The organism is Paraburkholderia tropica, assembly GCF_914484835.1.
In the GTDB taxonomy this organism is placed as follows: Bacteria; Pseudomonadota; Gammaproteobacteria; order Burkholderiales; family Burkholderiaceae; genus Paraburkholderia; species Paraburkholderia tropica_A.
In genome coordinates this window covers 194919-207299 of record NZ_CAJZAR010000090.1, presented here as the reverse complement: position 1 = coordinate 207299, position 12381 = coordinate 194919, and the positions used below count along the sequence as shown (strand labels likewise).

Here is a 12381-nt window from a genome sequence, read left to right as displayed (position 1 = left end):
GGCCGCGTTCTTCCTGCAGACGGACGGCGTGGGCGTAGGCATCGCTATAGGACTCGCCCGCCTGGACGACTTCGACGGTCGGCCCGCCGTGCGCGCGCACGGCATCGACTTTCACCTGCGGGGTGGTGACCGGCACGCAGATCACCGCCTTCACGCCGAGCCGCGCCGCCGAGAGCGCCACGCCCTGCGCATGATTGCCCGCCGACGCGGTAATCACGCCGCGTTCGAGCTGCTCGGGCGAGAGGTGCGCCATCTTGTTGTACGCGCCGCGCAGCTTGAACGAGAAAACGGGCTGGTTGTCCTCGCGCTTGAGCAGCACCGTGTTGCCGATGCGCGCGGAGAGATTCGGCGCGGGTTCGAGCTCGGTTTCGCGGGCGACGTCGTACACGCGCGCGGTGAGGACTTTTTTCAGGTAATCGTCGTGGGAAGCCATGCGGGGACGCGCCAGGCGCGGGTCGGGACGGGAAAACGTAAATGATAGCGCCAACGGCTGCGGCGCTGGCGGGCCGGGCAGGGTGGGCAGGCTGGGCGCGGGCAGGCTCGGTGGCGATGTTTCCCGACCCACCGGACGGTTAATCCGCGTGCGACGCGCTGTCACACGGGCATGCCGGCCCGTAAGCGATATTCAACCTTACGGGTCGGCGGGCTTCCCACCGAGGGTCAGCGCACGCGCGGATCATGCGTTAAAATCGCTTTTTGAAACAAGGATCGGAAGATGCACTGGCAACCTCGGACAGCCCATTTGATGCCCGCACGGCGCGAAACCCGCCCCGCGGCGCAGCGGCACGCCCGCCACGCACGATCGTGGCGCTAAGTCCGAGCGCCGGGGAACCATCGGCGTGAGCGCTTCCGCCATGCTTCCCCACCCCTTCGTCCGCCCAGCCATCCGCGCCACGAGCGAGCCTCTGGCGGACACGATTTCAGAATAGCGCCCCACGCGCCCCGTCAGCATCCGTCCGATCGGCTCCGTAAGCCGCGCGCGGATCTGGCTCAAAGAGTCGTCCAACCATGAACGCACCTCAAGTTTTCGATCCTCACGGCGCCGCCGCAGCCGTGGCCGCCGACATCGAACCGCGCCTGCGCGAGATTCCGTACAACTACACGTCCTTTTCGGACCGCGAAATCGTCATCCGCCTGCTCGGCGAAGAGGCGTGGAACGCGCTCGCCGAACTGCGCAGCGAACGCCGCACGGGCCGCTCGGCGCGCATGCTCTACGAAGTGCTCGGCGACATCTGGGTCGTGCGCCGTAACCCGTATCTGCAGGACGACCTGCTCGACAACCCGAAGCGCCGCGCCATGCTGATCGAGGCGCTGAATCACCGCATCGGCGAAATCGAGAAGCGCCGCCGCGCCGACCTCGTCGAGCACAGCGACCAGGACGGCGTCGTGCGCGCCGCGCGCGTGGAAACGCTGATCGGCGCCGCTCGCCGCGCGATCGAAGAATTCGCCGCCGAATTCGACAAGATGGCCGAACTGCGCCGCCGCGCCACCAAGGTGCTCGGCAAGCGCACGCAGAAGGACAACATCCGCTTCGACGGCATCGCGCGCGTCTCGCACGTGACCGACGCAACCGACTGGCGCGTCGAATATCCGTTCGTGGTCCTCACGCCGGACACCGAAGCCGAGATCGCGGGCCTCATCAAGGCCTGCTTCGAACTCGGTCTCACGGTGATCCCGCGCGGAGGCGGCACGGGCTACACGGGCGGCGCGGTGCCGCTCACGCCGTTCTCGGCCGTCATCAACACCGAAAAGCTCGAACAGCTCGGTCCGGTCGAAATGACCGAACTGCCGGGCGTGGACCGCAAGGTCGCGACGATTTTCTCGGGCGCGGGCGTGGTCACGCGCCGCGTGACCGAAGCGGCCGACGCGGCGGGCTTCGTGTTCGCGGTCGACCCGACCTCGCTCGACGCCTCGTGCATCGGCGGCAACGTCGCCATGAACGCGGGCGGCAAGAAGGCGGTGCTGTGGGGCACGGCGCTCGACAACCTCGCCTGGTGGCGCATGGTCGACCCGGAAGGCAACTGGCTCGAAGTCACGCGCCTCGACCACAACATGGGCAAGATCCACGACATCGAAGTCGCGCGCTTCGAACTGAAGTGGTTCGACGGCGAGCACGCGCCGGGCGAAAAGCTGCTGCGCACGGAATCGCTCGACATCGCGGGCCGCGTGTTCCGCAAGGAAGGTCTCGGCAAGGACGTGACCGATAAATTCCTCGCGGGCCTGCCGGGCATTCAGAAGGAAGGCTGCGACGGTCTCATCACGTCGGCGCGCTGGGTGCTGCACAAGATGCCCGCGCACACGCGCACGGTCTGTCTGGAGTTCTTCGGCCAGGCGCGCGAGGCGATCCCGAGCATCGTCGAAATCAAGGATTACCTGTTCGAAACGTCGAAGCAGGGCGGCGCGATTCTCGCGGGTCTGGAGCATCTGGACGAGCGCTATCTGCGCGCGGTCGGCTACGCGACCAAGAGCAAGCGCAACGCGTTTCCGAAGATGGTGCTGATCGGCGACATCGTCGGCGACGACGCCGATGCCGTGGCCTCCGCCACCTCGGAAGTCATCCGCATGGCGAACGGCAAGAGCGGCGAAGGCTTCGTGGCCGTCTCCGCCGAAGCCCGCAAGCGCTTCTGGCTCGACCGCAGCCGCACGGCCGCGATCGCCAAGCACACCAACGCGTTCAAGATCAACGAAGACGTCGTGATTCCGCTCAACCGCATGGGCGAGTACACGGACGGCATCGAACGCATCAACATCGAACTGTCGATCAAGAACAAGCTGCAACTGGTCGACGCGCTCGAAGCGTTCTTCAAGGGCGGCAAGCTGCCGCTCGGCAAGAGCGACGACGCCAACGAAATCCCCAGCGCGGAACTGCTCGAAGACCGCGTGCAGCAGGCGCTCGATCTGCTCAAGCGCGTGCGCGAGCGCTGGACCTTCGTGGGCGACAAGCTCGACATGCCGCTGCGCGAGGCGCAGCACTATCTCGTGCAGCTGGGCTACGAAGCGCTGGCGGAGAAGTTCGCCGACCGCTGCGACGTGCAGGCCGACGTCAACGTTTTCCACGTGACGCAGGACCGCACGGTGCGCATCTCGTGGAAGCAGGAGATCCGCGCCGAACTGCGCAAGATCTTCAACGGCGGCGAATTCAAGCCGATCCTCGACGAAGCGCAGGCGATCCACAAGAAGGTGCTGCGCGGCCGCGTGTTCGTGGCGCTGCACATGCACGCCGGCGACGGCAACGTGCACACCAACCTGCCGGTGAACTCGGACAACTACGAGATGCTGCAGGACGCGCACGTCGCGGTCGCGCGCATCATGAAGCTCGCGCGTTCGCTCGACGGCGTGATCTCGGGCGAGCACGGCATCGGCATTACGAAGCTCGAATTCCTCACCGACGACGAGATCGCCGAATTCCGCGCCTACAAGCAGCGCGTCGATCCGCATGGCCGCTTCAACGCGGGCAAGCTGCTCGAAGGCGCCGACCTGCGCAACGCCTACACGCCGTCGTTCGGCCTGATGGGTTACGAGTCGCTGATCATGCAGCAATCCGATATCGGCGCGATCGCCGAGTCGGTCAAGGACTGCCTGCGCTGCGGCAAGTGCAAGCCGGTGTGCGCGACGCACGTGCCGCGCGCGAACCTGCTGTACAGCCCGCGCAACAAGATCCTCGCGACCTCGCTGCTGGTCGAGGCCTTCCTGTACGAAGAACAGACGCGCCGCGGCGTGTCGATCAAGCACTGGGACGAGTTCAACGACGTGGCCGACCACTGCACGGTTTGCCACAAGTGCGTGACGCCGTGCCCGGTCAAGATCGACTTCGGCGACGTGACGATGAACATGCGCAATCTGCTGCGCAAGATGGGCAAGAAGAAGTTCAACGCGGGCAACGCGGCGGGCATGTTCTTCCTGAACGCCACCAATCCGCAGACCATCAACCTCGCGCGCACCGCGATGATGGGCGTGGGCTACAAGGCGCAGCGCCTCGGCAACGACGTGCTGAAGAAGTTCGTCAAGAAGCAGACGGCGCATCCGCCGGCGTCCACGGGCAAGTCGCCGGTGGTCGAGCAGGTGATCCACTTCGTCAACAAGAAGATGCCGGGCAACCTGCCGAAGAAGACGGCGCGCGCGCTGCTCGACATCGAAGACAACAAGATCGTGCCGATCATCCGCAATCCGAAGGCGACGAGCGTCGATTCGGAAGCGGTGTTCTACTTCCCGGGCTGCGGCTCCGAGCGCCTGTTCTCGCAGGTCGGTCTGGCCACCCAGGCGATGTTGTGGGAAGCGGGCGTGCAGACCGTGCTGCCGCCGGGCTATCTGTGCTGCGGCTATCCGCAGCGCGGCTCGGGCCAGTTCGACAAGGCCGAGCAGATCGTCACCGACAACCGCGTGCTGTTCCACCGCGTCGCGAACACGCTGAACTACCTCGACATCAAGACCGTCGTGGTGTCGTGCGGCACGTGTTACGACCAGCTCGCCGGTTATGAATTCGACAAGATCTTCCCGGGTTGCCGCATCATCGACATTCACGAGTTCCTGCTCGAGAAGGGCATCAAGCTCGATGGCGTGAGCGGTACGCGCTACATGTACCACGACCCGTGCCACACGCCGATCAAGACGATGGACCCGGTCAAGCTCGTCAACGAACTCATGGGTTCGGAAAAGGACGGCTACAAGATCGAGAAGAACGATCGTTGCTGCGGCGAATCGGGCACGCTCGCGGTCACGCGCCCGGACGTGTCGACGCAGGTGCGCTTCCGCAAGGAAGAGGAAATCCGCAAGGGCGCGGCGAAGCTGCGCGACATTCCGATCGTCGGCAACGGCGCGAACGGCGTGCAGCCGGCCACGCCGCAGGAAGCGGGCGGGCAGGGCAAGGCGCAGGACGTCAAGATTCTGACGAGCTGCCCGTCGTGCCTGCAGGGCCTGTCGCGCTACAACGAGGACGCCAACATCGAAGCCGATTACATCGTGGTGGAGATCGCCCGTCATGTTCTGGGCGAGAACTGGATGGCGGACTACGTGCAGAAGGCGAACAATGGCGGAATCGAGCGCGTGCTGGTTTAATGGCACGGCTAATTTTTCCGTAATACGGTTCGAGGACGACGATGGCATGCGTATTCTGCAGTGAGGAAGGCGGCGAGGTGCTGTGGGAAGACGAGCGTCTGCGCGTCGTTCTCGCGACCGCCGAAATCGACTATCCGGGCTTTTGCCGGGTGATCTGGAATACGCACGTCGCCGAGTTCTCGGATCTCGAGAACGCCGACCGGGAACATCTGATGCGCGCCGTGTACGCCGTCGAGCGGGCGCAGCGCCGTGTCATGCAGCCGTCGAAGGTGAACCTGGCGAGCCTCGGCAACCAGGTGCCGCATGTGCACTGGCACGTGATCCCGCGCTTCAGCAACGACGCGCATTTCCCGATGTCGGTGTGGTCGCCGCGTCAGCGCACGGTGTCGGAGGCGATGCTCGGTCAGCGCCGCGCCCAGGCCACGCTGCTGCGCGAGGCCGTGCGGCAGGAAATGGAGCAGGCGCTCGCGTGAGCTGCGCCGGCGTGGGTGTCAACGCGGGTGAGAGCGCCGGCGAGAGCGCAGGTGCCAGGATTGGCGGCTTGGGTTTGACAGGCGAACAGGAAACAACATGAGCGGACTCAAATCCGATACGCCGGTGCCGACCGGCGTCGTGGTGCATGCGCTGTCGCGCGTGCTCGAACTGCAGTACGCGAACGGCCAGAGCTATCGCATCCCGTTCGAGTTGATGCGCGTCTATTCGCCCTCGGCGGAAGTGCGCGGCCATGGGCCCGGTCAGGAAACGCTGCAGACCGGCAAGCGCGAAGTGACCATCACGGCGCTCGAAGGCGTGGGCAACTACGCGCTGCAGCCGACCTTCTCCGACGGGCACAACACCGGCATCTATTCGTGGGACCAGCTCTACGAACTGGCCACGCAGCAGGACACGCTCTGGGCCGACTATTTCGCGAAGCTCAAGGCCGCGGGCGTCGAACGCGACGCGCCGATGGCGCCGCCCGCTGCCGCGCACGGCCACTGCCACTGACGCTTCCTGTTACGATCCTGCCGCCGCGCCACGACGCGGCGAATTTCATTCAAAAAGTCCGGCTGCGAGCCGGACAAGACCGCGAAAGGACGAGCGCGATGAGCAAAACCCACTTCGGCTATCAGACAGTCGACGAACAGGACAAGGCGAAGAAGGTGGCCGGTGTGTTCCACTCGGTCGCCTCGAACTACGACCTGATGAACGACCTGATGTCGGGCGGGCTGCACCGCGCGTGGAAGGCGTTCACGATCGCGCAGGCCAATATCCGTCCGGGCGCGAAGGTGCTCGACATCGCGGGCGGCACGGGCGACCTGTCGATGGCGTTCGCGAAGAAGGCGGGCCCGACGGGCGAGGTCTGGCACACCGACATCAACGAGTCGATGCTGCGCGTGGGCCGCGACCGCCTGATCGATAAAGGCGTGATCACGCCCGCGCTGCTCTGCGACGCCGAGAAAATCCCCTTTCCCGACAATTACTTCGACCTGGTGACCGTGGCGTTCGGGCTGCGCAACATGACGCACAAGGACGCCGCGCTCGCGGAAATGCGCCGCGTGATCAAGCCGGGCGGCCGTGTGATGGTGCTCGAATTTTCGAAGGTCTGGGAGCCGCTCAAGAAGGCGTACGACGTCTATTCTTTCAAGGTGCTGCCGTGGTTGGGCAAGCGTTTCGCCCAGGACGCGGACAGTTACCAGTACCTGGCGGAGTCGATCCGTATGCATCCGGACCAGGAAACGCTGAAGACGATGATGGAACAAATCGGCCTCGATGCCGTCAAATATTACAATTTGTCAGCTGGCGTGGTAGCCTTACACGTCGGAACAAAGTACTAGTGTTCCTAACTATCTGTCTTTAAAGGAAATACCGCCATGCCTGAGACCTGTAATAATGCTTCCAGTAAGCTTTCAATGTCTTGGGCGAGGCGGATTGGCACCTTCGCCGTGATCGGCGCGCTGGTGGCGGGCAGCTTCGCGTCGTTCGACGCCGAAGCCCGTCGCATGGGCGGCGGCCGCAGCTTCGGCAAGCAGTCCTCGGTGGCGTCGCAGCGCAGCACCACGCCGCCGCCGGCGCAACCCAGCCCCACGAATCCCGCCCAGCAGGCCGGCGCGCAGCGCGCGCCCGGCACGCCTGCGCCCACGCCCGCCGCCGCACCGGCGCGCAACCGCTGGCTCGGTCCCATCGCCGGTCTCGCGGCCGGTCTCGGTATCGCGGCGCTGCTGTCGCACTTCGGCCTCGGCGAAGCGTTCGCGGGCGCCATGGCCAACATGATCGTGATCGCGCTGATCGCCTTCGTCGCCATCTGGCTGATCCGCAAGTTCATGAACCGCCGCCGTGCTGCGCAGCCTGCGTATCAGACGGGCGGGGCGAGCCTGAACCAGATGGGCGGCTACAACCCGCCGGAGCCGCGCTACACGGCGCCGCCCACGGGCCAGTACCTCGCGCCGGAAGGCAACCCGCTCAGCACGCCGCAGATCCACACGCCGCCCGCGATTCCGGCGGACTTCGACAGCGAAGCGTTCCTGCGTAACGCCAAGGTCTACTTCGTGCGCCTGCAGGCCGCCTGGGACGCGGGCAATATCGACGATATCCGCGAGTTCACCACGCCCGAGATGTTCGCCGAGATTCGCGTCGATCTCGCGGGCCGCGGCGCGCAGGCGAACCAGACCGACGTCGTGCAGCTCAACGCCGACCTGCTCGCCGTGGAAGAGCGCGGCAACGAGTACCTCGCGAGCGTGCGCTTCTCCGGCTTGATCCGCGAAGAGGTGGGCGCGGCCGCCGGGCCGTTCACCGAGATCTGGAATCTCTCGAAGTCGCGCAGCTCGGGCGAGGGCTGGCTGCTGGCCGGTATCCAGCAGGTCGAATCGCACTGAACCGCGCTGAGCAAGCGTCGCGCGCGGTTGACGCTGCGCGCGCGCAGGCGAATCTGGCTGGCGGACCAGCCGCCGCGCGGGGCGATCCGGCGGCGCGAACGCTACAATAGGAACCCGCGCGAGCTCGATGCCCGCGCGGGTTTTTTTATTTCAAGCCGATGACTCTCGCCGCCAAGCCCTTCGCCGCCGCTGTCAATCACCTGCTCGCCCGCGAATCGTGGGCCCGCGACCGCCTCGCTCCCTACGCCGGCAAGACGGCCCGTCTGTCGTGTCCGCCTGTCGTGCTCACGCTGCTGGTGCAGCCCGACGGCTATATCGCCGCCGTCGAGGAGCACGAGGCGCAACACGCCGACGTCGCGCTTTCCGTGCCCGCAGGCGCGCTCTCCTCGTACGTGCAGGGCGGCCAGTCGGCCGTCATGAAGCACGTGAAGATCGAGGGCGACGCCGAATTCGCGCAGATCATCGGCAAGCTCGCCGAACATCTGCGTTGGGAACCCGAGGAAGATCTCGCGAAGCTGATCGGCGACGCCAGCGCGTTCCGCGTCGCCGCCTTCGCGCGCACCGTGCATCAGCAGACGCTTCGCACCGGGCGCAATGTGCTCGGCTCCGTCACCGAATATCTGCTCGACGAAAATCCGCAACTCGTGCGGCGCGCCGAGCTGGACGGCTTCAACACGGAGCTGTCACGCGCGCGCGATGCTCTCGCGCGTGTGGAAAAGCGCATTGAGCGCCTTGAACAAAAATCACAAGCGCGCAGCGCGGGATCGACGCCTTCGAGCGCGGCGCCGCGCGCGCCGAGCCAGACAACCGGCCCGCTACAAGGCAACTAAGACATGCGTTTTCTGCGTTTCCTGAAGATTTTCTTTACGGTCATCCGCTTCGGTCTCGACGAAATGATGTTGAGCCGGATCAATGACCGGCGCGTCAGGCTGTTGCTGCGCATCACCACGATCGGACGCAAGTTCGATCAACCGCCCGGCGTGCGGCTGCGTCTCGCACTCGAAAGCCTCGGGCCGATCTTCGTGAAGTTCGGCCAGGTGCTCTCGACGCGCCGCGATCTGCTGCCGCTCGACATCGCCAACGAACTCGCCAAGCTGCAGGACCAGGTGCCGCCGTTCGACTCGAAGGTGGCGATCGACATCATCGAAAAATCGCTGGGCGCGCCCGTCGACGAACTGTTCGACGACTTCGAGCGCGTGCCGGTGGCGAGCGCCTCGATTGCGCAGGTGCACTTCGCGAAGGTGAGGTCGGGGCAGCACGCGGGCAAGGCGGTGGCGGTGAAGGTGCTGCGCCCGAACATGCGGCCCGTGATCGATTCGGACCTGCTGCTGCTGCGCGACATCGCCGTGTGGGCCGAGCGGCTGTGGGCCGACGGCAAGCGCCTGAAGCCGCGCGAAGTCGTCGCCGAATTCGACAAGTATCTGCACGACGAACTCGATCTGATGCGCGAGGCCGCCAACGGCAGCCAGTTGCGCCGCAATTTCGCGGGCCTCGACCTGCTGCTCGTGCCCGAGATGTACTGGGAATTCAGCACGCCCAACGTGCTGGTGATGGAGCGCATGGTCGGCGTGCCGATCAGCCAGGTCGACAAGCTGCGCGCGGCGGGCGTGGACATTCCGAAGCTCGCGCGCGAAGGCGTGGAGATCTTCTTCACGCAGGTGTTCCGCGACGGCTTCTTCCACGCCGACATGCACCCGGGCAACATTCAGGTGAGCCTCGATCCGGCGCATTTCGGGCGCTATATCGCGCTCGATTTCGGCATCGTCGGCGCGCTGTCGGACTTCGACAAGAATTACCTCGCGCAGAACTTCCTCGCGTTTTTCAAGCGCGACTATCACCGCGTGGCGACGCTGCATATCGAGTCGGGCTGGGTGCCGCCGACGACGCGCGTCGAGGAACTGGAGAGCGCGATCCGCGCCGTGTGCGAACCGTATTTCGACCGCGCGCTCAAGGACATTTCGCTCGGTCAGGTGCTGCTGCGCCTGTTCCAGACCTCGCGCCGCTTCAACGTGGAAATCCAGCCGCAGCTCGTACTGCTGCAGAAGACCATGCTGAACGTGGAAGGGCTCGGCCGCTCGCTCGACCCGGAACTCGATCTGTGGAAGACCGCGAAGCCGTATCTCGAACGCTGGATGACCGAGCAGATCGGCCTGCGCGGCTGGTTCGAGCGCCTCAAGATCGAGGCGCCGCAATGGAGCAAGACGCTGCCGCAATTGCCGCGCCTCGTGCATCAGGTGCTGCTGCATCGCCAGGACCCCGCGCATGGCGGCAGCGACGACACGCTGCGCCATATTCTCGCCGAGCAGCGCCGCACCAATCGCCTGTTGCAGGGGCTCGTGGTGTTCGGCGTGGCGGTGGGCGTGGGCATGCTCGCCGCGCGCATGTGGCTGGCGTACGCCTACGGCGGATAAGCCGGCTGGTGAGCAGGGCGCAGGCAGGGAGCGAGACGAAAGGAGCGAGACGATGACGAGCGAACCGGACCAGCCAAAGCAGTCCGCGCAAACGGAGCAAACCGCGCAGGCGGAACAAACCGCGCAGGCGGCACAACCCGGCGGCACGGCCCCCGACTTCGCCACGCGCGACCCCGGCGCGCCCGCGTTCTGGGACGAGCGCTTCGAGCGCGGCTTCACGCCGTGGGATCAGGCGGGCGTGCAGCCGGACTTCGAGGCGTTCGCCACGGCACACGCCGACGCGAGCGTGCTGATTCCGGGCTGCGGCAACGCATGGGAAGCGCGCTGGCTCGCCGAGCGCGGCCGCACCGTGCGCGCGATCGACTTCGCGCCTTCGGCGGTGGCGCATGCGCGCAACGCGCTGGGCGATTACGCCGATGTCGTCGAGGAAGCCGATTTTTACGCCTACCGTCCGCCGTTCGCGCCGGACTGGATCTTCGAGCGCGCCTTCCTGTGCGCGCTGCCCAAGGCGCAGCGCAGCGCCTACGCGCGCCGCATGGCCGAACTGCTCGCGCCGGGCGCGCTGCTGGCGGGCTTTTTCTTCTTCGACGACGCGCCCAAGGGGCCGCCGTTCGGCATCGCGCGCGACGAACTCGACGCGCTGCTCGCACCATTTTTCACGCTGCTCGACGAGCACGACGTGAGCGCATCGCTGCCGGTATTCGCGGGCCGCGAGCGCTGGCTCACGTGGCGCCGCAACGACGCCGCCGTCGCCTGAAACCGCGCGCCGCGCGCGTATCGCGGCTTATATCGCCGATCACGCCCTTGATCGTGCGCCATCCGCCCCAAACTGCTGCGTAGCCCCGCTCAAACGACCCGTCCTGGCAATTACCAGGCCAGGGGAGCGTTTGCGGCTATAATTCAAGGCTTTGCAAGCATTTACCGGAATTTCATCCGTTTCATCAGGAAAGAGATCATGCCGATCTACGCTTATCGCTGCGAATCGTGCGGCTTCGCCAAAGACGCGCTGCAAAAGATCAGCGATGCGCCCCTGACGCAGTGCCCGAGCTGCGGCGCGGACGCGTTTCGCAAACAGGTCACCGCGGCCGGCTTCCAGCTGAAAGGCTCGGGCTGGTACGTCACGGATTTCCGTGGCGGCAATAGTGGCAACAACGGTGGCAACAACGGTGGCACGAGCGCTGCGGCCACGGGCGCGAAGGGCGGCGAAGCCGCGGCTTCGTCGTCGTCGGAAGGCGGCAAGTCCGAGAGCGCAAGTCCGGCTGCACCGGCCGCCGCCCCCGCATCGACTGGCGCGGCCGCCGCGGCGCCCAGCGCGACGGGCTCGACCTGACAACCCTGTGGTCCGGCAGACTTCCTGAGCGAAGCCGGGCCGCGCAAGCGCCGCGCCCGCGCGCGGCCTGGATGGCGTGTACATGACGATCAAGAAAGCGACCTTCAAATCGGTGTTCCTGACCGGCCTTCTGGTGCTGGTGCCGCTGGCCATCACGCTGTGGGTGCTGAATCTCGTCATCGGCACGATGGATCAGACGCTGTTGCTGCTGCCCGAATCGTGGCGGCCCGAGCGCCTGTTCCACATGCGCCTGCCGGGTCTGGGCGCGGTGCTCACGCTGGCGTTCATCTTCGTCGTGGGCGTGCTCACGCACAACTTCATCGGCCAGAAACTGGTGGAGTGGTGGAACGCGCTGGTGCGCCGCATTCCGATCGTGGGGCCGCTGTACAGCAGCATCCAGCAGGTTTCCGATACACTGCTTTCGAGTAACGGCAATGCCTTCCGCAAGGCACTCCTGATCGAATATCCGCGCAAGGGCTCGTGGACGATCGCGTTCCTGACCGGCATCCCCGGCGGCGACGTGGTCAACCATCTTCAGGAAGATCACGTGAGCGTGTATGTGCCGACCACGCCGAATCCCACGTCGGGCTTTTTCCTGATGGTGCCGAAGAGCGAAGTCATCGAACTCGACATGACGGTCGATGCCGCGCTCAAGTATATTGTTTCGATGGGCGTCGTCGCGCCGGCCGCGAATGCACGCCGCCCCATCGATCCCCCGCTTTAAATACCGGAC

General features: G+C 65.7%; 11 protein-coding genes. 10 read left to right on the top strand and 1 reads right to left on the bottom strand.

Annotated features, from left to right (window positions below):
* Nucleotides 1-433, bottom strand: a 433-nt coding sequence (locus LDO54_RS34135) for a pyridoxal-phosphate dependent enzyme (protein WP_224016632.1), incomplete at its 3' end; no start/stop codon positions are given.
* Nucleotides 434-1008: 575 nt separating this feature from the next.
* Between LDO54_RS34135 and LDO54_RS34130 the strand changes: the two genes are divergently transcribed.
* From LDO54_RS34130 to LDO54_RS34085, 10 genes are all read left to right on the top strand, one after another.
* Nucleotides 1009-5055 (top strand): DUF3683 domain-containing protein, encoded by a 4047-nt coding sequence (locus LDO54_RS34130; protein WP_224016629.1) that lies wholly within the window; start codon nt 1009-1011, stop codon nt 5053-5055.
* 41 nt (nt 5056-5096) lie between these two features.
* Nucleotides 5097-5528, top strand: coding sequence for an HIT family protein (locus LDO54_RS34125; protein WP_224016627.1), 432 nt, complete (start codon nt 5097-5099; stop codon nt 5526-5528).
* Between the two features lie 97 nt (nt 5529-5625).
* Nucleotides 5626-6039, top strand: coding sequence for a gamma-butyrobetaine hydroxylase-like domain-containing protein (locus tag LDO54_RS34120; protein WP_065059371.1), 414 nt, complete (start codon nt 5626-5628; stop codon nt 6037-6039).
* A 98-nt stretch (nt 6040-6137) separates the two neighbouring features.
* Complete coding sequence (gene ubiE / locus LDO54_RS34115) at nt 6138-6869, top strand: bifunctional demethylmenaquinone methyltransferase/2-methoxy-6-polyprenyl-1,4-benzoquinol methylase UbiE (protein ID WP_065059370.1); 732 nt, start codon at nt 6138-6140, stop codon at nt 6867-6869.
* 75 nt (nt 6870-6944) lie between these two features.
* Nucleotides 6945-7907 (top strand): Tim44 domain-containing protein, encoded by a 963-nt coding sequence (locus LDO54_RS34110; protein WP_436975747.1) that lies wholly within the window; start codon nt 6945-6947, stop codon nt 7905-7907.
* Between the two features lie 158 nt (nt 7908-8065).
* Nucleotides 8066-8737, top strand: coding sequence for a ubiquinone biosynthesis accessory factor UbiJ (locus tag LDO54_RS34105; RefSeq protein ID WP_224016623.1), 672 nt, complete (start codon nt 8066-8068; stop codon nt 8735-8737).
* A 3-nt stretch (nt 8738-8740) separates the two neighbouring features.
* Complete coding sequence (gene ubiB, locus LDO54_RS34100; RefSeq protein WP_224016620.1) at nt 8741-10318, top strand: ubiquinone biosynthesis regulatory protein kinase UbiB; 1578 nt, start codon at nt 8741-8743, stop codon at nt 10316-10318.
* A gap of 52 nt (nt 10319-10370) precedes the next feature.
* Complete coding sequence (locus LDO54_RS34095) at nt 10371-11075, top strand: methyltransferase domain-containing protein (protein ID WP_224016618.1); 705 nt, start codon at nt 10371-10373, stop codon at nt 11073-11075.
* A gap of 198 nt (nt 11076-11273) precedes the next feature.
* Nucleotides 11274-11648: an FmdB family zinc ribbon protein gene (locus LDO54_RS34090; protein WP_224016616.1), complete on the top strand. Its 375-nt coding sequence runs from the start codon at nt 11274-11276 to the stop codon at nt 11646-11648.
* Between the two features lie 82 nt (nt 11649-11730).
* Nucleotides 11731-12372: a DUF502 domain-containing protein gene (locus LDO54_RS34085; protein ID WP_224016614.1), complete on the top strand. Its 642-nt coding sequence runs from the start codon at nt 11731-11733 to the stop codon at nt 12370-12372.
* Nucleotides 12373-12381: the final 9 nt, after the last annotated feature.

Coding starts and splice junctions, on each gene's coding strand:
- LDO54_RS34130 (WP_224016629.1), top strand. CDS start 1,009: ATGAACGCACCTCAAGTTTTCGATCCTCACGGCGCCGCCGCAGCCGTG.
- LDO54_RS34125 (WP_224016627.1), top strand. CDS start 5,097: ATGGCATGCGTATTCTGCAGTGAGGAAGGCGGCGAGGTGCTGTGGGAA.
- LDO54_RS34120 (WP_065059371.1), top strand. CDS start 5,626: ATGAGCGGACTCAAATCCGATACGCCGGTGCCGACCGGCGTCGTGGTG.
- ubiE (WP_065059370.1), top strand. CDS start 6,138: ATGAGCAAAACCCACTTCGGCTATCAGACAGTCGACGAACAGGACAAG.
- LDO54_RS34110 (WP_436975747.1), top strand. CDS start 6,945: ATGTCTTGGGCGAGGCGGATTGGCACCTTCGCCGTGATCGGCGCGCTG.
- LDO54_RS34105 (WP_224016623.1), top strand. CDS start 8,066: ATGACTCTCGCCGCCAAGCCCTTCGCCGCCGCTGTCAATCACCTGCTC.
- ubiB (WP_224016620.1), top strand. CDS start 8,741: ATGCGTTTTCTGCGTTTCCTGAAGATTTTCTTTACGGTCATCCGCTTC.
- LDO54_RS34095 (WP_224016618.1), top strand. CDS start 10,371: ATGACGAGCGAACCGGACCAGCCAAAGCAGTCCGCGCAAACGGAGCAA.
- LDO54_RS34090 (WP_224016616.1), top strand. CDS start 11,274: ATGCCGATCTACGCTTATCGCTGCGAATCGTGCGGCTTCGCCAAAGAC.
- LDO54_RS34085 (WP_224016614.1), top strand. CDS start 11,731: ATGACGATCAAGAAAGCGACCTTCAAATCGGTGTTCCTGACCGGCCTT.